17 protein-coding genes are annotated in these 21,288 nt (G+C 71.5%); 9 read left to right on the top strand and 8 right to left on the bottom strand.

Annotated elements, in window-relative coordinates:
• Positions 1–282: 282 nt before the first annotated feature.
• On the bottom strand, positions 283–2,514 hold the full coding sequence (locus tag KLK06_RS16765; RefSeq protein WP_250905540.1) for an ATP-binding domain-containing protein: 2,232 nt from the start codon (positions 2,512–2,514) through the stop codon (positions 283–285).
• A 292-nt stretch (positions 2,515–2,806) separates the two neighbouring features.
• On the opposite strand from KLK06_RS16765, the gene KLK06_RS16760 reads away from it, so the two are divergent.
• Genes KLK06_RS16760 through KLK06_RS16735 form a run of 6 tightly spaced genes read left to right on the top strand, consistent with a single transcriptional unit; the run spans position 2,807 to position 9,454 of the window.
• Positions 2,807–4,012: an ROK family transcriptional regulator gene (locus tag KLK06_RS16760; protein ID WP_214636396.1), complete on the top strand. Its 1,206-nt coding sequence runs from the start codon at positions 2,807–2,809 to the stop codon at positions 4,010–4,012.
• Between the two features lie 23 nt (positions 4,013–4,035).
• The gene (locus tag KLK06_RS16755) at positions 4,036–5,373 is read left to right on the top strand and encodes an ABC transporter substrate-binding protein (protein WP_214636395.1); all 1,338 of its coding nucleotides are present in this window, start codon (positions 4,036–4,038) and stop codon (positions 5,371–5,373) included.
• 1 nt (position 5,374) lies between these two features.
• The gene (locus tag KLK06_RS16750; RefSeq protein WP_214636394.1) at positions 5,375–6,301 is read left to right on the top strand and encodes a carbohydrate ABC transporter permease; all 927 of its coding nucleotides are present in this window, start codon (positions 5,375–5,377) and stop codon (positions 6,299–6,301) included.
• Positions 6,298–7,188 carry a carbohydrate ABC transporter permease gene (locus KLK06_RS16745; RefSeq protein ID WP_214636393.1) on the top strand — a complete coding sequence of 297 codons (891 nt, stop codon included), beginning with the start codon at positions 6,298–6,300 and terminating at the stop codon, positions 7,186–7,188. The genes KLK06_RS16750 and KLK06_RS16745 overlap by 4 nt, the downstream gene beginning before the upstream one ends.
• Positions 7,185–8,444 carry a 6-phospho-beta-glucosidase gene (locus KLK06_RS16740; protein ID WP_214636392.1) on the top strand — a complete coding sequence of 420 codons (1,260 nt, stop codon included), beginning with the start codon at positions 7,185–7,187 and terminating at the stop codon, positions 8,442–8,444. The genes KLK06_RS16745 and KLK06_RS16740 overlap by 4 nt, the downstream gene beginning before the upstream one ends.
• On the top strand, positions 8,429–9,454 hold the full coding sequence (locus KLK06_RS16735) for a BadF/BadG/BcrA/BcrD ATPase family protein (protein ID WP_214636391.1): 1,026 nt from the start codon (positions 8,429–8,431) through the stop codon (positions 9,452–9,454). The genes KLK06_RS16740 and KLK06_RS16735 overlap by 16 nt, the downstream gene beginning before the upstream one ends.
• 52 nt (positions 9,455–9,506) lie before the next feature.
• Here KLK06_RS16735 and KLK06_RS16730 read toward each other — a convergent pair whose 3' ends face one another.
• The 7 genes from KLK06_RS16730 to KLK06_RS62340 all read right to left on the bottom strand — a co-directional run bounded on the left by KLK06_RS16730 (position 9,507) and on the right by KLK06_RS62340 (position 18,668).
• Positions 9,507–11,072, bottom strand: coding sequence for a glycerol-3-phosphate dehydrogenase/oxidase (locus KLK06_RS16730; RefSeq protein ID WP_214636390.1), 1,566 nt, complete (start codon positions 11,070–11,072; stop codon positions 9,507–9,509).
• Entirely contained in the window at positions 11,069–12,544 is a 1,476-nt protein-coding gene (gene glpK, locus KLK06_RS16725) for a glycerol kinase GlpK (RefSeq protein ID WP_214636389.1), read from the bottom strand. The genes KLK06_RS16730 and glpK overlap by 4 nt, the downstream gene beginning before the upstream one ends.
• A 63-nt stretch (positions 12,545–12,607) precedes the next feature.
• A complete protein-coding gene (locus KLK06_RS16720) occupies positions 12,608–13,429 on the bottom strand; it encodes an IclR family transcriptional regulator (protein ID WP_214636388.1) in 822 nt (273 codons plus the stop codon).
• Positions 13,430–13,484: 55 nt separating this feature from the next.
• Entirely contained in the window at positions 13,485–13,973 is a 489-nt protein-coding gene (locus KLK06_RS16715; RefSeq protein ID WP_214636387.1) for an Lrp/AsnC family transcriptional regulator, read from the bottom strand.
• Positions 13,974–13,996: 23 nt separating this feature from the next.
• Positions 13,997–14,590: an ATP/GTP-binding protein gene (locus KLK06_RS16710; RefSeq protein WP_214636386.1), complete on the bottom strand. Its 594-nt coding sequence runs from the start codon at positions 14,588–14,590 to the stop codon at positions 13,997–13,999.
• A gap of 284 nt (positions 14,591–14,874) precedes the next feature.
• On the bottom strand, positions 14,875–15,726 hold the full coding sequence (locus tag KLK06_RS16705; protein ID WP_214636385.1) for a terpene synthase family protein: 852 nt from the start codon (positions 15,724–15,726) through the stop codon (positions 14,875–14,877).
• A 227-nt stretch (positions 15,727–15,953) separates the two neighbouring features.
• A complete protein-coding gene (locus KLK06_RS62340) occupies positions 15,954–18,668 on the bottom strand; it encodes a CHAT domain-containing protein (RefSeq protein WP_214636384.1) in 2,715 nt (904 codons plus the stop codon).
• A gap of 115 nt (positions 18,669–18,783) precedes the next feature.
• Here KLK06_RS62340 and KLK06_RS16695 point away from each other — a divergent pair, with 115 nt between their 5' ends.
• The 3 genes from KLK06_RS16695 (at position 18,784) to KLK06_RS16685 (ending at position 21,256) form a co-directional block, all read left to right on the top strand.
• Positions 18,784–20,142, top strand: a complete 1,359-nt coding sequence (locus KLK06_RS16695) for a S8/S53 family peptidase (RefSeq protein ID WP_214636383.1) — start codon at positions 18,784–18,786, stop codon at positions 20,140–20,142.
• Positions 20,143–20,216: 74 nt separating this feature from the next.
• Positions 20,217–20,798: an RNA polymerase sigma factor gene (locus KLK06_RS16690; RefSeq protein WP_214636382.1), complete on the top strand. Its 582-nt coding sequence runs from the start codon at positions 20,217–20,219 to the stop codon at positions 20,796–20,798.
• A gap of 5 nt (positions 20,799–20,803) precedes the next feature.
• Positions 20,804–21,256 carry a hypothetical protein gene (locus tag KLK06_RS16685; RefSeq protein ID WP_214636381.1) on the top strand — a complete coding sequence of 151 codons (453 nt, stop codon included), beginning with the start codon at positions 20,804–20,806 and terminating at the stop codon, positions 21,254–21,256.
• The last annotated feature ends 32 nt before the right edge of the window (positions 21,257–21,288 follow it).

Here is a 21,288-nt window from a genome sequence, read left to right as displayed (position 1 = left end):
GTTGTCTACTGGGCTCCCGGGCCCGTCCCGGGTCCAACCCCCCGCCCGGCTGGGGTGCCCCGACTCGACGGACCGACGGCCCTGCACCTGGCTGTGTGGACGAAGTCACGCTCCGTCACGGACGCAGGATCCGACGATGTCAGAGACGGCCAACCGGCCAAGTCCCGTGCTGGACTGCGCAGCAAACTACCGACTCCACCTCAGATGTCAACCGTGTCCCGATCAGCAGAAACATCAAGTTTCCGCAGGTAGGACATGCTTGCGTTGTCGCATTAAAGCGATCTAATGCCCATTTGTCGGCCCGGACGCACGGCTTGGCAAGCCGCTCAGCGCCTCCGACAGGAGGGCCGACAGCGGCCGTTCGTGGACGACGCCGAGCCGCTGAGTGGCCCGGGTGAGAGCGACATAAAGGTCGCTCAGGCCGCGCGGCGACTGCGAGGCTATCAGGTCCGGCTCGGCCACGATGACCGAATCGAACTCCAGCCCCTTGGCATCGGCCACGCCGAGCACGGCCACGGGGGCGTCCAGCGCCGCGGTCCCCCGGGTGGCGCCGGAGGAGACCACGGCGGCCCCCTCCACCGTGTCGGAGATCGCCTTGCCGAGCTCGCCGAGCAGCGCGTCGGGGACGACCACGGCCACCTTGCCGCCCTCCCCGACCTCGGACTTGACCAGCTCGGGCAGCGCGGACAGCGGCGCCGACCAGGGCTCGGCGCCGGTGTCGCGGACCGAGGTGGGCGCCTCGAGCGCCGGGTCGATGGTGGCCAGCACGCGGGCGGCGACCTCCATGAGCTCCACCGGCGTGCGGTAGTTGACGGTGAGCCGCTCCTGGCGCCAGCGCCCCGCCACGTAGGGGTCGAGCACCTCGTTCCACGATCGGGCCCCGGCCGTCGAGCCGGTCTGCGCGATGTCGCCGACGATCGTCATCGACCGGGTCGGCACCCGCCGCATGATCACCCGCCAGGCCATGGACGACAGCTCCTGCGCCTCGTCCACGATCACGTGGCCGTAGGCCCAGGCGCGGTCGGCGGCGGCCCGCTCGGCCGTGGTGAGGTAGGGGCCCTCCCCGCGCTGGCGTTCGGCCAGGCGCTCGGCCTCCATGACGTCGGACAGGCCCGTCAGCTCGAGCACCTCGCGGGCGTAGGCGAGCTCCGCCTCGCGCTCGTGCTCGGCCGCCTGCCTGGCCGCGGCCAGTTCCTCCTCGGCCTGCAGGGCGCTGGCGCGCAGCACCTGCTCGTCGATCTCGCCGAGCACCTCGGCCGCCTCGTCGAGCAGCGGCACGTCGGACTCGGTCCACTCCCCTCCGTCACGGCGCAGCAGCGCGCGCTCCTCCGGCGTCAGGGTCGAGGCGGCGTGGTCGAGCCGCTCCGGCGAGGCGTACAGGCCCAGGAGCAGGCGCTGCGGGGTCAGGTACGGCCAGAGCCTGTTGAGCGCGGTCTTGACCGGCTGCTCGGTGCGCAGCTCCTCACGCAGGTCGGCCAGCTCGTCGTCGTCGATGAGGCCCTTGCCGAGCTTCCTGGCCGCCTGCCTGGCCAGGGCGTTGAGTATGGTCCTGACGAACACCGCGCGGGCCTGGTTGTGCGGGCGGCGCGAGCGGGTGGCCTTGTTCTTGGCCGCTTCGAGCATGTTGCGGTCGATGGTGAGCGCGTAGCGGCCCAGGTTCAGCTCGATGGGCTTGCGGGGCACCCGTTGCCTGTCGCGTACGGCCCGCTCGATCACCTCGGCCATGCGGATGTCGCCCTTGATCGCGGCCACGTCGGGCCGCTCCCTGGCGGTGGCCGTCAGACCGGGGTAGAGCTCGCCGACCGTCGACAGCAGCACGTCGGTCTCGCCGAGCGAGGGCAGCACCTGCTCGATGTAGCGCAGGAAGGTGAGGTTGGGGCCGAGGATCAGCACGCCGCGGCGCTCCAGGCGCTCCCTGTGGGTGTAGAGGAGGTACGCGGCGCGGTGCAGGGCCACGACGGTCTTGCCGGTGCCGGGGCCGCCCTGGACGACCAGCACGCCGTTGAGGTCGGCGCGGATGACGCGGTCCTGCTCGGCCTGGATGGTGGCGACGATGTCCCGCATCCGGCCGGTGCGCCGCTCGTCGAGGGCGGCCAGCAGCGCGGCCTCGCCGTTGAGCGTGGCGCGGTCCTCGTCGGTCAGCGTGTCGAAGTCGAGCAGGTCGTCGTCGACGCCGATGACCACGCGCCCCTTCGTCTGCAGGTGCCGCCGCCGGGTGAGGCCCATCGGCGCGGCCGGGGTGGCGCGATAGAACGGCTGGGCCACGGGCGCGCGCCAGTCGATGAGCAGGCGATCCTGCTCATCGTCGGTGAGGCCGAGCTTGCCGATGTAGAGCCTGCCTTCGTCGACGTGGTCGAGACGGCCGAAGACCAGCCCGCGCTCCACCGCCCAGAGCCGGGCCAGCCGGGAGGCGTACATTCCGGCGAACGTGTCGCGCTCCGACCTGTTCTGCAACGTGCCGACGGCGCCGGCGCCGAGCACCTCCTTCAACTGGCTCTGGGTGCGTACACGCAACGCGTCGAGGCGGGCATAGAGGCGGGCGACGTACTCCTGCTCCCTTGCGAGCTCCGTTTGACGAGTTGCCGCCTGACCATTATTGTTCTTAATGGGACACTCCGGGCCATTCTGCTTGTTGTTACGACAAACGACGACATTAGCATGCCTGTTGAGGCACTCCCATCTTCTCGCCCGATGTCCTTCCCCGCATCCGGTCACGGCTTGGTTTCACCCCTTGACCGAAACCGTCCAGACTCTTAGGTTCGCATCAAGTTAGGAAAGTTTCCTAACTTCGAGCCAAGGGGTGAACGTGAGCGGTCCGGTGCCGGGGACTCCCAGTCTGCTACGGGCGATCAATGATCGCGCGGCCTTGCAGGCCCTCCTCGAGCGCGGCCCGCTGACCCGCCCCGAGATCGGCACCCTGACCGGCCTGTCGAAGCCGACGGCCTCGCAACTGCTGTCCCGCCTCCAGGAGGCCGGGCTGGTGGTGCTCGACGGCATCAGGGAAGGGCTGCCCGGCCGTACCGCGGAGGTCTACCGGATCAATCCGGCCGCGGCCTACGTGGGCGCGCTGGACGTCACGCCCGCCCGGATCGAGGCCAGGATCGCCGACATCGCCGGCACGACCGTGGGCTCGTACACGCTGCCCACGCCGCGCCGGCCGGGCGGCGAGCTGGTCGCCCGGCTGCGCGCGGCGCTCGACGGGGCGGGCTCCCCGGGCCCGCTGCGCCGGGTGGTGATCGGCGTGCAGGCGGCCATCGACCCGTCCACCGGCCGGCTCGGCTACGCCACCGCCAAGGACATGCCGGGCTGGCAAATCGGCGACCTGGTGCCGACGCTCGCCGAGGGACTCGGCGTGCCGGTGTCGGTGGAGAACAACGTCAACCTGGTGGCACTGGCCGAAATGGCGCACGGCGCCGCCCGCGGCGACTCCGACTTCGTGCTGCTGTGGGCGGACGAGGGCATCGGCTCGGCCATCGTGCTGGGCGGGCGGATGCACAGGGGCGCCACCGGCGGCGCGGGCGAGGTCGGCTACATGCCGACCCCGGGCGCGCCGACGGCCCGCGAGGCGGGACGGTACGCCAACCACGGCTACCAGGCGCTCACCGGCGGCCCCGCCGTGCTGAAGCTGCTGCGCTCGTACGGCGTGCGCGGCACCGACTTCCGCCAGGCCATCGCGAACGCGGTGCGCGCGGCGGACGACCACCAGGCGGGCCAGAAGGCCGACGACGCGCGGGCCGGGCTGCGCGACATCGCCGCGCGGCTGGCGGTGGGCCTGGCCGCCATCACCGCCGTCATCGATCCCGGGCTCATCGTGCTGACCGGCGGCGTGGTGCTGTCGGGCGGCGAACCCCTGCGCGAGCTGGTCGAGCACGAGCTGCACGCGCTGACCATTCCGCGGCCCCGGCTGCGCCTGTCGTCCGTCGAAGGCAACCCCGTCCTCGCCGGCGCGCTCGACCTGGCCCTGGACCTCGTCCGCGACGAGGTTTTCGGGTCAACGGTCCCGACATCGTGAGACACCCATGAGGAGGCACCCCTGTGCGCTTCGTTCCCCTGGCGGCCGCGGGGCTCGCCGTCCTGAGCCTGGCCGCGTGTACCGCGGGTAAAGAGGGCGGTCCCGCTCTCGGGTCCCAGTCCAAACCCAGTAACACCGCGCCCACGGCGCTGCCCGCCGCCTCCATCGAGCTGTGGCACGGGTTCTCGGCGGACTCGGAGGTGAAGGCGTTCACCGACGCCATCGCCGGGTTCAACAAGAAGTACCCGCAGATCAAGGTCAAGCTGGTCAAGGGCGTGCAGGACGAGCAGATCACGCAGGCCGTACGCGGTGGCCGCCCGCCGGACGTGGCCTCCTCCTTCACCACCGACTCGGTGGCGACCTGGTGCAAGAGCGGGGTGTTCCAGGACCTCAACCCGGTGATCAAGCAGGACGGCGTCGACCTGTCGGGCCTGCCGCCGGTCGTCAACGACTACACCCAGTACGAGGGCAAGCGGTGCGTGATGCCGCTGCTGACCGACGCGTACGGCCTCTACTACAACAAGGCCCTGATGAAGGGCCACCAGCCGCCCAAGACCCTGTCGGAGCTGACCAAGCTGGCCAAGGAGCTCACGGTCAGGAACCCGGACGGCACCATCAAGGTCGCCGGATTCGTGCCGAGCGGCCAGTACTACGAGAACACCGCGGGTCACTGGAGCGCGATGGTCGGCGCCAAGTGGACCAACCCCGACGGCACCTCGGCGATCGGCTCCGACCCCGCCTGGAAGACCCTGCTGAACTGGCAGAAGGAGCTCATCGACTGGTACGGCTACGCGAACCTGGACAAGTTCCGCAAGGGCCTGGGCGATGAGTTCTCCGGCAAGCACCCCTTCTACCAGGGCAAGGTCGCCATGGGCATCGACGGCGAGTGGCGGGTGGCCATGATCGCCAACGAGGCGCCGAAGCTCGACTACGGCACCGCCCCCATGCCGGTCGATGACAGCAAGCCCGACCTGTACGGCAGCGGCTTCACCGCGGGCACCGTGATCGGCGTGCCGAAGGGCGCCAAGAACCCCGAGGCCGCCTGGGCGCTGGTGAAGTACCTGACCACCGACACCGACGCGCTGGTCACGCTGGCCAACGCGATCCGCAACGTGCCGACCACCAAGGCCGCGCTGGAATCGCCCGCGCTGAAGAAGGACGAGCACTTCCAGACCTTCCTCGACATCTTCGCCAACCCGAAGACGAGCACGATCCCGGCGCACGTCGACAGCGTGTTCAACCAGGAGGCGCTGCAAGGGTTCATCACCTCGTGGGAGAAGGGCTCGGTCAAGGACCTGGACGCGGGGCTGAAGGGCGTGGACAAGACCATCGACGACAAGTTCAAGCTGTCGGGCGGCTGACGTGGCGTCCGTACCTCTCAGGCGCCGGGAGGGGTTCCGGGCCCTGCTGTGGCTGTCGCCGTGGCTGGTGGGCTTCGGGGTGTTCTTCGCCTACCCGCTGCTGGCGACCGTCTACTTCTCCTTCTTCAACTACGACCTGTTCTCGTTGAAGTTCAACGGCCTGGCCAACTACCGCTACTTCCTGCAGGACGAGCGGGCCTGGCTCTCGATCCGCAACACGGCGTGGCTGGTGGCCGTCATGGTGCCCGCCCAGGTGCTGTTCGCCCTGGGCGTGGCGCAGCTGATCACCAAGCTGAAGTCCGGGGTGGGGTTCTTCCGCACGCTGTTCTACCTGCCGTCGCTGGTGCCGGTGACGGCGGGGACGGTGGCCTTCGTCTTCCTGCTGAACCCGGCCACCGGGCCGTTCAACCGGATCCTCGCGCTGGTCGGCATCTCCGGGCCCGACTGGTTCGGCGACAAGGACTGGTCGAAGCCGGGGCTGACGCTGCTGGCCATGTGGGGCGTCGGCAACATCATGGTGATCTTCCTGGCGGCGCTGCTGGACGTGCCCCGGCATCTGTACGAGGCGGCGGCCATCGACGGGGCCGGGGCCTGGCGGCAGTTCCGCAGCATCACGCTGCCGACGATCCGTCCCGTGCTGATGTTCTCGGCCGTGACCGGGGTCATCTACACGCTGCAGTACTTCACCCAGGCGATGATCGCCTCGCGGGTCGCGGCGGGCGTCACCGACGCGCCGGGCACCTCGTTCGTGCCCGGGTATCCGGAGATGTCGACGCTGACGCTGCCGCAGTGGCTGTTCCAGACGGGCTTCCGTGACTACACGATGGGTTACGCCTGCGTGCTGGCGCTGGTGCTGTTCGGGGCGTCGATGGTGTTCACGCTGATCCTGCTGCGGCAGTTCCGCGGGTTCGAGGAGGTGGCCTCATGACCGCCACGCTGGTGGCGCCGCCCTCCCAGGCGGCGGGGCGGCGCGTCCGGGTCCGGCGTGGCCGTGGCAGGAAGGTGTTGTACTGGATCGCGACGCACGCGACGGCCGTCGCGCTGGGGATCGCGTTCATCGGACCGCTGGTCTTCGTCCTGCTGACGGCGGTCATGTCCGACACCCAGACGCTGACCGACGAGCTGTGGCCGCACACCTGGAACTGGGGCAACTTCGGCGAGGTGTTCGCCAAGTCGCCGATCCTGCTGTGGCTGCGCAACACGATGATCTACGCGGGGCTCGGCACGCTGTTCACGCTGGTGTCGTCGATCCCGGTGGCCTACGCCCTCGCCCGGTTCCGCTTTCGCGGGCGCAGACTGGCGTTCCTGCTGGTCATCACGATGATGATGCTGCCGCCCCAGGTGGTCGCGGTGCCGATCTACCTGATCTGGGCGCGGCTGAACCTGACCGGGACGCTGCTGCCGCTGATCCTGCCGATGCTGCTCGGCGACGCGTTCTCGATCTTCCTGCTGCGGCAGTTCCTGCTCTCCATCCCGCGCGACTACACCGACGCGGCGCGGGTGGACGGCTGCACCGACTTCAGGACGCTCATCCGGGTGGTCCTGCCGATGGCCAAGCCGGGCATCGCGGCGGTGGCGCTGTTCCAGTTCTTCTACTGCTGGAACGACTACTACGGGCCGCTGCTGTACGCCGCCACCAATGTCGACAGCTGGACCCTGTCGGTGGGGCTGGCCTCGTTCAAGGCGCTGCACAGCGTGCAGTGGAACCTGACCATGGCGGCCACGCTGCTCGTCATGGCGCCGGTGATCATCGTGTTCTTCTTCGCCCAGAAGGTCTTCATCGAGGGCGTGACATTGACAGGAGTGAAGGGTTGAAACTGGCCGTGGTGGGGGGCGGCTCGACGTACACGCCCGAGCTGATCGACGGGTTCGCGCGGCTCCGCGACGAGCTGCCGGTCTCGGAAATCGCACTGATAGACCCCGATTTAACGCGACTTGAGGTTGTTGCCGAGATGGCGCGCCGCATGCTCGCGCATGCCGGGCATCCGGCCCGGGTGCTGGCCACCTCCTCGGTCGAGGAGGGGGTCTCGGGGGCGCGGGCCGTCCTGTTCCAGCTCCGGGTGGGCGGGCAGGCGGCGCGCGACGTGGACGAGACGCTGCCGCTGCGGTGCGGCTGCGTGGGGCAGGAGACGACCGGCGCGGGCGGGCTGGCCAAGGCGCTGCGCACGGTGCCGATCGTGCTGGACATCGCCGAGACGGTCCGTACGCACGCGCCCGAGGCGTGGATCGTCGACTTCACCAACCCTGTCGGCATCGTCACCCGCGCGCTCCTCGACGCCGGGCACCGGGCGATCGGGCTGTGCAACGTGGCGATCGGCTTCCAGCGCCGCTTCGCCGCCGCGCTGGGCGTGCCGCCGTCGCGGATCTCGCTCGGCCACGTCGGGCTCAACCACCTGACCTGGGAACGGGCCGTGTACCTGGACGGCGAGGACGTGCTGCCCGCGCTGCTCGCCGCGCACGCGGAGTCGCTGGCCGACGACCTGGCGCTGCGTCCCGCGCTGCTCCGCCGGCTCGGTGTGGTGCCGTCGTACTATTTGCGCTATTTCTACGATCATGACGCGGTGGTGGAGGAGCAGCGGGCCAAGCCGTCCCGCGCGGCCGAGGTGGCGGCGATGGAGACCCGGCTGCTGGAGATGTACGCCGACCCGTCGGTCGTCGAGAAGCCGGCGCTGCTGGGCGAGCGGGGCGGCGCGTACTACTCCGAGGCGGCGGTCGCGCTGCTCGCCTCACTGCTCGGCGACCGCCCCGGCACCCACGTGGTGAACGTCCGCAACCACGGCACGCTGCCCTTCCTGTCGGACGACACGGTGATCGAGGTGCCCGCGGCCGTCTCCGCCTTGGGGGCCGCGCCGCTGCCGGTGCCGCCGGTCGAGCCTCTGTACGCGGGGCTGATCGCGCACGTGTCCGCCTACGAGACGCTCGCCCTCGAGGCGGCCCGGTACGGCGGTGCGGACCGGGTCCGCGACGCCCTGCTGGCCCATCCCCTGATCGGCCAGGACGCCACCGCGGAGGAGCTGACCGGCCTGCTGCTGGAAGCCAACCGCGCGTACCTGCCGTGGACGGTGAGGTAGTGGAGCACCGCAGGCTCGTCCTCGCGGTCGACGGCGGCAACAGCAAGACCGACGTGGCGCTGGTCACGGAGGACGGCGAGGTGCTGGCCACCGGCCGAGCGGGCGCGTTCGCGCCGCAGAGCGATGGCGTGGCGGCGGCGCTGGACGTGGTGGAGGAGGCGGTACGACAGGCGCTCGCGCGGATGCCGTCGGACGGCGCCCCCGGCCGGGACCGCTCCATCGCCCCGGGCCGGTTCGATCATGTGGCGGCCTATCTGGCGGGGGCCGATCTGCCGGTCGAGGAGGAGGCCCTGGCGCTCGAGTTCGCCCGCCGGGGCTTCGGCCCGGACATCTCTGTCCGCAACGACACCTTCGCCGTGCTCCGGGCGGGCGCGTCGGGCCCCTGGGGCGTGGCCGTGGTGTGCGGGGCGGGCATCAACGCGGTCGGCGTCTCCCCCACCGGCGAGGTGACCCGTTTCCCCGCGCTCGGCCACCTCAGCGGCGACTGGGGCGGCGGCCAGGGCATCGCGGAGGAGGCGCTGTGGCACGCCGCCCGCGCCGAGGACGGTCGCGGGCCCGCGACCGCGCTGACGGAGCTGTGCACGCGGCACTTCGCCGTGCGCACGGTCGAGGAGCTGATCCTGGAGATCCACTTCGGCCGCCTGGAGGAGTCCCGCCTGCACGAGCTCACCCCGGGCGTCTTCGCCACGGCCGCGGCGGGCGACCCGATCGCCAGATCGCTGGTGGAACGCCAGGCGGAGGAGATCACCGTGCTGGCGGAGGTCTGCCTGCGCCGCCTGGACCTGCTGGAGACGCCCACGGAGGTGGTGCTGGGCGGCGGCATCCTGCAGGCCCGCGACCCGCTCCTGACGGCCCTCCTGGACGCCTCGTTCGCCGCCAGGGCGCCCCGGGCCAAGATCCTCGTCGCCGACGTCCCACCCATCGTCGGCGCCGCTCTCAACGGCCTGGAGCACCTGGGCGCGACGGACCTGGCCAAGACCCGCCTGCGCGCCCGCTACGAACGGGCCTGACGGGCCCTGGAAGCGGTCACGGCAGCGCTCATGGCAGCGGCCACGACGGCGGTCACGACGCCGGGACCGGGCCGCCGGTGAGGAGCGTCTCAACGCGGGTGCGAATCTCGGGGGTGTCGAGGCCGCGGACCGTGAGGGTGGTGCGGCGGCGTACGACGTCGTCGACCGTCGCCGCCCACTCGTGGTCGCGCGCGTAGACCGCCTGCGCCCAGATGTCCGGCCCGTCCGGGTGGATGCGCTCGCCGAGCGCGGGCGTGTCGCGGATGAGCCTGGACAGGTCGAAGGCGATCGAGCCGTAGTGCGAGGCGAGGTGGCGCGCCACCAGCGGGTCCATCCGGGCGCCGGGGTCACGGTCGGTCCACAGGCGCATCGCGACCGCGTCGGGGCTGGCCAGGCCGGGCAGCGGCATGGCGGGCAGGATGGCCGCGAGGTCGTCGCCGAGCGGGTGGCCCGGCAGGTGGGCCAGCGTGTCGAGGACGACCTTGCCGATGTGCCGGTAGGTGGTCCACTTGCCGCCGGCCACCGACAGCATGCCGCCCTTGCCCCGGCTGACCACCGTCTCCCGCTTGGCCGACGACACCGCGCCGGGGCCGCCCGGCAGGACGCGCAGCCCGGCGAAGGAGTAGGTGATGTCCTCGCGCCGCAGTTGCGAGTCGCGTACGGCGTGCCCGGCCTCGTCGAGGATCTGGGCCACGTCGGCGTCGGTGGCGCGCACGCCGGCGGGGTCGCCCTCGTAGGCCTCGTCGGTGGTGCCGAGCAGCAGGTGGTCCTCCCACGGGATGGCGAAGGACACGCGGTATTTGTCGATCGGGGTGGTCAGGGCCGCCTTCCACGGCTCGTGGCGGCGCATGACCAGGTGGGCGCCCTTCGACAGGCGGATGCTCGGCGCGGCGCCGGGGTCCTCCATGCGGCGCAGGTGGTCGACCCACGGGCCGGTGGCGTTCAGCACCAGGCGGGCGTCGACGCCGAACTCGGTGCCGTCGAGCCGGTCGCACAGCTCCGCCCCTGAGACCGTGCCACCGCTTTCGCGCAGGCCGACGACCTCGGCGTGGTTGAGCACGACCGCGCCCGCGTCGACGGCGGCGCGCACGGTCATCACCGCGACCCGGCTGTCGTTCATCTGGTGGTCGCCGTAGACGGCGGCGGCGCGCAGCCCCTCAGGCCGGAGCGCGGGCACCCTGGCCAGCGCCTGGTTGGCGGTGATGACCCGGCCGAGCCCATCGCCGAACACCGACAGCGCCGAGTAGAGGAACACGCCCGCGCCCAGCTTGGCGGCGCCGTGCGGGCCGCCCCGGTAGACCGGCACCACGAAGGTGAGCGGCTTGACCAGGTGGGGAGCTATGTCGCCGGCCAGCGCCCGGCGTTCGCGGTGGTTCTCGGCGACCAGCTTGACGTTGCCCGTCTGCAGGTAGCGCAGGCCGCCGTGGACGAGCTTGGAGGAGGCGCTGGAGGTGGCGCCGGCGAAGTCGCCGCCGTCGACCATGGCCACGCGCAGGCCCGCCTGGGCGGCCATCCAGGTGACCGAGGTGCCGAGGATGCCGCCGCCGATGACCAGCAGGTCGTAGGTGCCCCTGGACAGCTCCTCGCGGGTCTCGGCGCGGGAGGCGATCGTGGTCATGGGGTGCTCCAGTCGAGGCTGCGTTCGATGGCCTTGCGCCAGTTGCGGTATTCGCTGTCGCGTACGTCCTGGCCGATCTTCGGCCGCCACTCGGCCGCCTTGTGCCAGTTGGCGCGCAGGCTGTCGGTGTCGGGCCAGTAGCCGGTGGCCAGCCCGGCCGCGTAGGCGGCGCCCAGGCAGGTGGTCTCCGACACCATCGGCCGCACCACCGGCACGGCGAGCACGTCGGCCAGGATCTGCATGAGCAGGTTGTTGGCGGTCATGCCGCCGTCGGCGCGCAGCGAGGTGAGCGCGAGCCCGGCGTCGGCGTTCATCGCGTCGACCACCTCGCGCGTCTGCCAGGCGGTCGCCTCCAGCACGGCCCGCGCGATGTGCCCCTTGGTGACGAACCCGGTCAGCCCGGCGATCACGCCGCGCGCGTCGGAGCGCCAGTGCGGGGCGAACAGGCCGGAGAAGGCGGGGACGAAGTAGCAGCCGCCGTTGTCCTCGACGGTGCCCGCGAGGGTCTCTATCTCGGCGGCGCTGGAGATCAGGCCGAGGTTGTCGCGCAGCCACTGCACGAGCGAGCCGGTGACGGCGATCGAGCCCTCCAGCGCGTACGTGGCGGGGGCCTCGCCGATCTGGTAGCCGACGGTGGTGAGCAGCCCGTGCTTGGAGGCGACCGGCTCGGTGCCGGTGTTCATCAGCAGGAAGCTGCCGGAGCCGTAGGTGCTCTTGGTCTCGCCCGGCCCGAAGCACGTCTGGCCGAACAGGGCCGCCTGCTGGTCGCCCAGCGCCGCCGCCACCGGCACGCCGCCGTCGGCCGTGCCGTAGACCTCGGCGGAGGGGCGGATCTCCGGCAGCATCGCGCGGGGCACACCGAGCGCGGCGAGCAGCTCGTCGTCCCAGCTCAGCGTGCGCAGGTTCATCAGCATGGTGCGGCTGGCGTTGGTGACGTCGGTGACGTGGCGGCCGGTGAGCCGCCAGATCAGCCAGCTGTCGACGGTGCCGAACAGCACGTCGCCGCGCTCGGCCCGCTCCCGCAGCCCGGGGGTCTCGTCGAGCAGCCAGCGGATCTTCGGCCCGGCGAAGTAGGTGGCCAGCGGCAGCCCGGCCCGCTCGCGGAAGAGCTCCTCGTGCTCCGACAGGGACCGGACCAGGGCGTCGGTACGGGTGTCCTGCCAGACGATCGCGTTGGCCACGGGCCGCCCGGTATGGCGGTCCCACAGGACGGTGGTCTCGCGCTGGTTGGTGATGCCGAGGGCGACGAGCTGGGCGAAGTCGATCCCGCTGCCGGTGACGGCGTCGGCCACCACGCCCTGGACGGCCTCCCAGATCTCGGCGGCGTCGTGCTCGACCCAGCCGGGCCTGGGGAAGATCTGCCGGTGCTCCCGCTGCGCCACCGAGACGATCCGGCCGTCCTGGTCGAACACCATGCACCTGCTGGACGTGGTGCCCTGGTCGATGGCGGCTACGTACTGCGGTCGGGGCACGGCTTCCTCACTTCGGTGTGTTCGGCATTGCCGAACGGGTTCGGGGGGTTGCGGGTCAACACGTCACCGGCTCAGGTCGCGGGTGATGGCGCGGGCGGCGTCGCGGACGTAGGAGACGATCGTGATGTGCGGCTCGCCGTCGTCGGCCAGCCGCTCGACCGCGCCTCTGACGCCGATGGCGCCGACGGTGACGCCGCGGCCGTCCCTGATCGGGGCGGCGATGGAGACCTCGCCCTCGACCAGCTCCTCCACGTCGCAGGCCCAGCCCCGGCCGCGGACCAGCTCCAGCTCTTTGGCCAGGTCGTCGGCGCCGGTGATGGTCCTGGGCGTGAAGGCGGGCAGCCCTTCGGCCGCGGGCTCGTCGCCGCGTGTCGCCGTGGCGGTCGCCTGGGGCGTGGTGCCGGACGGCGCGTCGAACGCCGCCCCCGCGTCGCCGTACGGGTCGTAGGCGAGCAGGACCTTGCCGAGCGCGGTCGCGTGCGCGGGCAGCAGCGTGCCGACCTGCAGGACCTGCATGCTGTCGTCGGGCCTGAACACGTGGTGGACCACCAGGACGCCGCCCTCGTGCGCGGTGCCGATCCACACGCTCTCCCTGCTGCGCCCGGCCAGGGCGTCAGCCCAGTTGAGCGAGCGGGTGCGCAGCTCGTTGACGTCGAGGTAGCTGCTGCCCAGGTGCAGCAGCGTGCCGCCGAGCCGGTAGCGGCCCGTGGCGGCGTCCTGCTCGACGAAGCCGACGTGGACCAGCGTGCGCAGGATGCCGTGCAGCGTGCCCTTGGGCAGGCCCATCGCGCGGGCCAGCTCGGCCACGCCCAGCTCGCGCGGGCCGGAGGCGAGCAGCCTCAGGATGCCGGCGGCCCGTTCGACGGACTGGATGGTCTCTCCCACGCCTCACACCGTACCGTGGTTCGGCATTGCCGAACAGATGCAGTGTGGACCGTCGTCAGGAAGGAGGCGCCGGACTGGACATCGGCTCACCGGCGCCGTCGGCCGCCACCTCGGGCGGGCGGTGCTCGTACGGGGTGCTCAGCACGACGGTGGTGCGCGTGGAGACGTTCGCCGACGCGCGGATGTGCTGCAGCAGCTCCTCCAGCGCCAGCGGCGTGGCGACGCGCACCTTGAGGATGTAGCTCTCGTCGCCGGCCACGCTGTGGCACGCCTCGATCGCGGTCAGGTGGGCCAGCCGCTCGGGCGCGTCGTCGGGCGCGGCGGGGTCGATCGGCTTGATGGACACGAACGCCGTCATCGGCAGCGCGATCGCGTCATAGTCGATGATCGCGGCATAGCCGCGAACGACTCCGCGCTTCTCCAGGCGGCGGACCCGCTGGTGCACGGCGGATACCGAGAGCCCGGTCTCCCGGGCCAGATCGGTGAAGCTCATCCGGCCGTCGCGGGCCAGCAGCGTGATGATCTGGCGGTCGATCTCCTCCATCGGTCAAAGGTAGCCGCTCGTGGTCACGACATGGTCCCGACCGGAGTGGCTCCTCTGTTCATGGCGTGTTCGACCAGCGTGATGAGCACTTCCCGGCCGGAATCCCGCCTGCGGGCGTCGCAGCGCACGATCGGGATGTCGGGGTCGAGGCCGAGCGCCTGCCGTACCTCGCCGACCGTGAAGGGGCGCGCGCCTTCGAAGCAGTTGAGCGCCACCACGAACGGCTGCCCGCGCCGCTCGAAGTAGTCGATGGCCGGGAAGCAGTCGGCCAGCCGCCGCGTGTCGGCCAGGACCACCGCCCCGAGCGCGCCCATCGCCAGCTCGTCCCAGACGAACCAGAACCGTTCCTGCCCGGGCGTGCCGAACAGGTACAGCATGTAGTCGTCCCGGATCGTGATCCGGCCGAAGTCCATGGCCACGGTCGTGGTCGGCTTGGCCTCGACGCCCGAGAGGTCGTCGATGTCCGAGCCGATGTGCGTCAGCGCTTCTTCCGTACGCAGCGGGCGGGTCTCGGAGACCGCGCCCACCATCGTCGTCTTGCCCGCGCCGAACCCGCCCGCGATCAGGATCTTGATCGCGGTCGGCAACCTCCATCGATCAGAGCGACCGAAGTCCATCCAGCACCGCCTGTACATCCCTCCGCGGCCGTGCCGCGCATGCACAAATCCGCCCCGAGGAGCCGTGGTCAGTGGAACCTGTCAAGGAGCAGAGAAAAGGTCGAATCACATGCCTGGCATCGAGACACCCTAGCAACGCCACATATTCCACTCAAGCCACAATCATCCTCAGGAATGAATATGTCACGGTTTGTCGTATCTAGACCAGTTATTCGCTCCTGGTGTCCACCGCGGTAAAGGCCCCTGTCATGGCAGGTTGCGAGACCGTAACGGCTTCAGAGGGCCTAACCGGAAATACCGTGCAGCCCCGCGTTGAAGCCGATCTGTCGCCGCAGGTACGCGGCGGTGCGCGGGCTGCGCTCGCGTACCGGCTTGAGCAGCTCCAACGCCTCGCGCGCCAGCTCCGCCATCGCGTCCGTGACCTCGGCACGGCTGACGCCGAGCATGAGCACGTTGAGGTCGCCCCAGCTGACGTCCCTGCGATAGGAGGCGAGGTCGCCCAGCAGGTGCAGGTAGCGCTGCACGTGCGCGCTGACGGTCCGCAGCTCCCCCAGATGATGCCGGGCCCACTCGTCGCCCGCGTAGATCCAGTGCGACAGGTCCACGAAGCAGGATCCCCGGCTGTCGGCGTTGTCCAGGTAACGGGCGAAGGTGGGGATGACCCGGGTGTCGCGCCACACCCACGCCCTGGCCATCGCCTCGAACATGCCGGCCAGCTGATCCCGCCAGAGCACGCGATGGTCCTCGAAGTCCTTGACCGTCGCCAGCTCGTCACGCAGGTCGGCCAGGAACCGGGTGACCGCCGCCCGCGGCACCGCGCCGTCGGCCACGGCCAGGCAGTCACGGGCCAGGGCGGTCACCTGGGAACGCGTCGTCGTCGTGTGGCCCACCAGCCGGTCGACGGCCGACACCCAGAGCGCGGTCCGATTGACGATCTTGAGCGCGTGGGACGTGGCCCACGGCGCGCTGAAGGCGCCGGTCAGCGCCAGAGCGGCGTAGAAGTCCGCGTCGAAAGCCGCCGGCGGGAACAGCCCGCCGTACATCTGGGCGCAACGACGTAGATCCCTGCCGCACTCCGCGGCCAGCGCGCACGCCATGCCGAGCTCGAACGCCTCGTCCAGCTCGTCGTCCGCCATCCTAGAGCCATCCCATGGGCATGCGGATCATGGGCGACGACCCCCCCAAACCGGCATTGCTGCCTCTACTGGCGAATTCTCACATGATCAACCACATACGATCAAGGCAGGGACACCACCGTGTAACCCCGCACTGTCACCTCCACGTCATCCAGCGTGTCAGCGTTCCCCGTGCCAGCATCCACCGAGTCGGGCCGCCTGTCAGCCACTGATATCAGCCACTGTTCTCAGCCCGCTCCGATCGCGATGAACGAGACATCGTCGCCGCGGGCCGCGCAGAGCGCCTCCGCCAGGCTGAGACCGCGCCGCAGCCCGTCGTGCAGGGCCACCATGACGGGCACCGCGGCCTCGTCGTTCACCGGCACGACACTGGCCACGATGCCGGCCGTACCGAGGCGGAGCAGCGCGGTGGCCGGCCCGAGCACCTCATCGGCCCCCACCGCGGCCACCTGCCCGGAGTCGCAGCTCGACAGCACGAGCCGATAGGGGGCGCGCCGCAGCCGTTCGAGGTCGTAGACGGTGAGGGGGCCATCGTCCAGCAGCAGCGAGGAGAACAACGGACTGTCGGCCCGGAACGTCCCGTGCGCCGCCAGATGCGCGAGACGACAACCGTCGATGGCCGCCAGCACACCCTGGGCCGTCGCCGAACCATCGGCCAGCACAGTGGCGGGTCCTGCGGCTTCGGCGTACAGCTCGGCGATGGAGCGCACCTCGCCGTCGGCGTTCGCCACGCCGGGCCCGCGGACGAGCACCACACCACCGTCGGCGGGCGGGACGGCCGTTCTGGCGCGCAGCCAGGCCGCCGCCGACGGCGCCACGCTGAAGGCCCTGCGGCGTAGCGCGGGCAACAACCCCCAGGGCGCCCCATGCAACGTGCTCGGCGGCACCACGACAAGCGGCCCGCCGCTCTGCCGCTCGTTGCCCAGACGAGTCGCGACCGGTCCCAGGAGGGCGCGTTCCAGGCGGGCGCCGAGGCGGGCGAGCTCCTGTGGGGCGGTGCGGTCCTGGTAGGCCAGCCGCCGCAGCCGCGATCTGGCGAACTCGATCTCCGTGACCGCCGCCGCCGCGGGACCGACCGTGAACCGGCGTACCCGGCCGTCACCGCACAGCAGCGCGTACAGCACCCCGTCGACCACCACCAGCTCGACCAGCCGGCCGCCGCCGATCGCCGCCAGGAGCCGCCGGCCGCCGGGGCCCGGGTCGTCGTCGCGGGCACCGGCGCCGCGCACGCGCAGCGTGGCGGCCCGCACCCGGGCCTCCAGCCGGTCCCGGTCGCGTTCCAGCGTGGCCGCCGACGAGCTGCCCTCGGACCGTGCCCGGCCCAGCAGGTGGTCGGTCTCGCGCAGCGCGGCGAGTTGGGCGAGCAGCCAGTGGTCGTCGGGCGGGCGTACGGGAGGCACCTCCAGCGAGGTCGCCCGCCAGCGTTCGGTCCAGGCGAGCAGGTGCCGGGGCCGTCCCGCGCGCAGCCAGTGCCGCTGGGCGAGCGTGACCAGCTCGGCGCCGTGCGCGGTCGCCAGGGCCCGCAGCTCCGACGACCCGAACGCGAGCCGGTGCTCCTCGATCAGCGCCAGTCCCGCCCGGCAGGCGTACAGCAGCCGCCGGGGCCGCCCCGCCGCCGCCGCCCGCAGCGCCTCGGCCAGCCAGCCACCCGCCCTGGCCGTCGCCGGACCACGATGACGGGCCCGCGCCGCCTCCGCCAGGTGATGATCCGCCTCCCGCGCCCTGCCGAGCACCAGCGCCGTACGGCCCGCGAGCAGGTGAGCCTGCCACACCTCAGGCGAGCCGAGCGTGGCCAGCCTGGCCGCCAGCCGCCCGGCCTCGCCCAGCGACCTGGCGGACACCACCCCACCCCCCGACCCCATACCACCGTCGGACTGCCCAGCCGAGGATCCGGAGACCGCCCCACCACCAGCCGTTCGCCCGATCGGTGCCGTGGCTTCGGTGAGGGCGGTCTGGATCAGGATGAGCTGGGCGTGTGCCGCCCACCAGGCGCGGCGCTGGCCGGCGAACAGCGCCCGCGCCTCCCCCGCCCGCGCCCGCGCCGTACCCGGATCCCCGGCCAGCAGCGCCGCCCGGGCGGCGATGAGCAGCAGCTCGGCCCGCATGGTCGCCTGCCCCCGCAGCCGCGCCAGGTGCCCCAGCGCACCGTCGGCCTGCTCCAGCGCGTCACGCGCGAGCCCGGCCGCCAGCAGTACCGCGCACCGGTCCGCGGCCAGGTCGAACATCGGGGTGCCGAGCGCCTGGAAACCCCGGTCGGCCTCGTCGAGCAGGTCCAGCGCGGCCGGCAGGTCACCCGCCCTGAAGGCGACGACGCCGCGGTTCTGGATGGCGACCACCGAGTCGTGTTCCTGGCTGGTGGTGGCGAACATCCGCTGGGCGACCCGGAAGTCCTCATCGGCCAGGGCGACCGAGCCACGCGCGAGCCGGACGTGCCCGCGCAGGGTCAGCGCGCGGGCCGCCCACACGGTGTCGCCCGCGCCGAGCAGCGCCGGAGCGGCGATCTCCAGGTCGTCGAGCGCCTCACCGTGCCGGCCGAGGATCCACCGGGCCCCGGCGCGCCTGAACAGCACCCGCGCCCTGGTGGTGCCGCCGGCGAGGGCGGCCGCCGTGTCGAGCGCGGACAGGCCGGGCCGGGTACGGCCGTGCTGGAGGAGAGCGATGCCGAGCGTGGCCAGCACGTCGGCCTCACGGTCGGGCGAGCCGGAGCGGCGCGCCAGCCGTACCGCCTGCCGCAGTTCGCGGATCGCCGCGTCGAGGTCGCCGAACTCGCGGCGCAGGATGCCGATCGCCTGATGCGCGATCGAGGTCTCGTACGGCCCCCGCCCGTCGGCGAGCATGGCCGTGGCGGCCGTCATGGCCTGGCGCGGACGCGCGAAGACCATGGCCAGCACATCGTGCGGATCAGCCGGAATCCGGGAATCCCTCGCCGTTCCCCCAGACACGGAGTCGATGGTAAATGCGGGCCATCCGGGCGTCCATGCGGCACATGTATCAGGGACGCGGTACGCCGCTCATACATGGCAAGCCCGCAGTCACCCACCGAGGAGGCCCCGAAAGATGAGCACACCACGCTACGGACGCGACATGCGTTTCTGGGAGCAGCTCGAGATCCTCAACGAGGCGCTGCCGGAGGGCAGGCTGGCGGTGGCCGGGCCGCAGGGCGCGACGCCGGAGTCCGATGTCCTCCCGCGGTTCGCCTATCTCGCCGAGCACCTCCTGGTCCGCGCGCCCGATGTGGAACGTGCCATCGACCGCCTCCAGGCCGCCCTTCCGTCGCCGCAGCCGGTTCGCGTGGTCTGGCCCCCGGACCAGGACGCGCGGCGGGTCACGGTACGCAGGTTGTCCATCGGCTCCCGGGACGTCTTCCGCAGTCTTGGCCTGCTCAGGGAGGCCGGGATCCAGAGCACGCTGGTCCACTTCGTCACGGTCTCGGGCGTCAACCTGTGCCCGGGGGACGAGCCGATGCCCAGCGGCGAGCCGCTCAAGCCGCCGATCGCCGGCCGCGACCGGGGCGAGGACGCGCACGTCACGGTGATCGACACCGGGCTCGTGCACGACTACCTCGACCACCAGTGGCTGGCGCAGAGCTCCGGCCAGCCGAACATCCCGATGGTCGACGGCGACGTCACCACCCAGGCCGAAGAGGTGGACGCCGACGGCTTCATCAAGCCGTACGTCGGCCACGGCACGTTCATCGCGGGCGTGCTGCGCTGCGTGGCGCCCAGCACGGACGTACGCGTCCACAACGGCTTCCCGTACGGCGGCGCGGTCGAGGAGGACCAGCTCGGCCTGCTCCTCCTGCAGACGCTCGACACCCACGGCTGGCCCGACATCCTGTCACTGTCGGCGGGCACCAGGACGAACGACGCCCAGGCGCTGCTCGGCCTGACCGACTTCGTCGGCGAACTGGCCGATCACCCCGAGACGCTGCTGGTGGCCGCGGCCGGCAACGACGGTGAGACCGAGCCGTTCTGGCCGGCCGCGTTCGCCGCGGAGGCGGTGAACGCCACCGGTGACGTGATCCTGTCGGTGGGCGCGCTGCGCGAGGACGGGCTCGGCCGGGCGTGCTTCAGTAATTACGGTGACTGGGTGGCGGTGTTCGCGCCGGGAGAGCGACTGGTCAACGCCTACACCTCGGGCGACTACGAGTACGACTATCCGCACAACACGACCTGCCGCTTCCACCCGGTCGTGCCGCTGTATCCGGGCTGCACCTGTGTCGCGCCGCTGTCGGAGGGGGATGTGGTCAAGTTCAGCGGGATCGCGCAGTGGAGCGGTACGTCGTTCGCGACGCCGTTCATCGCCGGTCTCATCGCGGCGCGCATGTCGGAGGCCGGGGCGAGTTCGCGGCAGGCGGCCGGGGAGCTCATCTCGGGACAGCTGGCGATACCTGATCTCAGTGGTTTTCTGCGATGACTCAACCACTCCCTGTTCTGGAGCGTCTCAGGAAATATCATGAGCATCCCGCTCCAGGACAGGGAAGGACCGCCGTGGACGACACCGCAGCCCTCGTCAGAGCAGCCGCGGATGGGGACGCCGGCGCCTGGAAGGAGCTCTACCAGCGCCACAGCGGTCTGGTGTGGGCGGTGGCGCGTGCCTATCTCGTCAACGGGTCCGACGCGCAGGACGTCTGCCAGACGACGTGGTTCCGGCTGGCGGAGCACCTCACCAGGCTCAGGGACCCGGACAAGGTAGGTGCCTGGCTGGCCAGCACGGCCCGGCACGAGGCGCTGCGGGTGATCCGCGCGAGCGGGCGGGCCACGCCCGTCAGCGACATGGGGCTGCTGGGGATGGACATCGACGAGCGCTCCCCCGAGCACCTGATCCTGGAGGCGGAGGAGGCCATCGCCGACGCCGAGCGCGCGCTGGTGATGTGGGGCGCCTTCGAGGAGCTGTCGGACCGCTGCCGCCGCCTGCTGCGGCTGCTGATCGCCTCTCCGCGCCCCACCTATCAGGAGATCGCATCAGGATTGGGCATCGCGGTGGGCAGCATCGGCCCGATCAGGGCCCGCTGCCTCCAGCGGCTGCGCACGCTGGTGTCCGAACGCGGAGTGACCGGAATACGCAGGTGAGGCATATGGACGATGAGGGCTTCGACCTGGAAGACGAGCTGGAGGACGAACTGCGCGAGATCGCCGGCCTGCTCGACCCCGTACCTCCCGCGCTGCTCGACGACGCCATGCAGGCGTTCACGCTGAGAACGCTGGACACCGAACTGGCCGCGCTCACCTTCGACTCCTGGGACGAGGAGCCCTCGACCAGGGTCAGGGGCGCCGGACTGCCGCGGCTGCTCACGTTCGAGGCGGGCGGCGTGGCGGTGGAACTGGAGGTCTTCGCGGCCCGGGTGGTGGGGCGGCTGTCACCGGAGGGACCCGCGGAGATCGATGTCCAGCGGCGCGACGAGGAGCTGCGCGTGCGCTCCGACGAGCTGGGCCGCTTCACCGCCGAGGGCCTGACCCGCGGCCCGCTACGGCTCCGTGTCGCCCCGGACGGAGGCGCGCCGATCGTCACCTCGTGGACGCGTCTCTAAGAGACGCCTCTCTTGGGGACGACGCCGCGCCG

This window comes from Nonomuraea sp. NEAU-A123, assembly GCF_018603905.1.
Classification (GTDB): Bacteria; Actinomycetota; Actinomycetes; order Streptosporangiales; family Streptosporangiaceae; genus Nonomuraea.
Note: the sequence above shows the minus strand (reverse complement) of the source record. Positions and strands in the feature narration are given on the sequence as shown.

What these genes read in the sequence shown, in the direction of transcription:
- KLK06_RS16730 (WP_214636390.1), bottom strand. Translation starts at nt 11,072, where the DNA reads ATGACCACGATCGCCTCCCGCGCCGAGACCCGCGAGGAGCTGTCCAGG.
- KLK06_RS16745 (WP_214636393.1), top strand. Translation starts at nt 6,298, where the DNA reads ATGACCGCCACGCTGGTGGCGCCGCCCTCCCAGGCGGCGGGGCGGCGC.
- KLK06_RS16710 (WP_214636386.1), bottom strand. Translation starts at nt 14,590, where the DNA reads ATGGACTTCGGTCGCTCTGATCGATGGAGGTTGCCGACCGCGATCAAG.
- KLK06_RS16685 (WP_214636381.1), top strand. Translation starts at nt 20,804, where the DNA reads ATGGACGATGAGGGCTTCGACCTGGAAGACGAGCTGGAGGACGAACTG.
- KLK06_RS16715 (WP_214636387.1), bottom strand. Translation starts at nt 13,973, where the DNA reads ATGGAGGAGATCGACCGCCAGATCATCACGCTGCTGGCCCGCGACGGC.
- KLK06_RS16695 (WP_214636383.1), top strand. Translation starts at nt 18,784, where the DNA reads ATGAGCACACCACGCTACGGACGCGACATGCGTTTCTGGGAGCAGCTC.
- KLK06_RS16705 (WP_214636385.1), bottom strand. Translation starts at nt 15,726, where the DNA reads ATGGCGGACGACGAGCTGGACGAGGCGTTCGAGCTCGGCATGGCGTGC.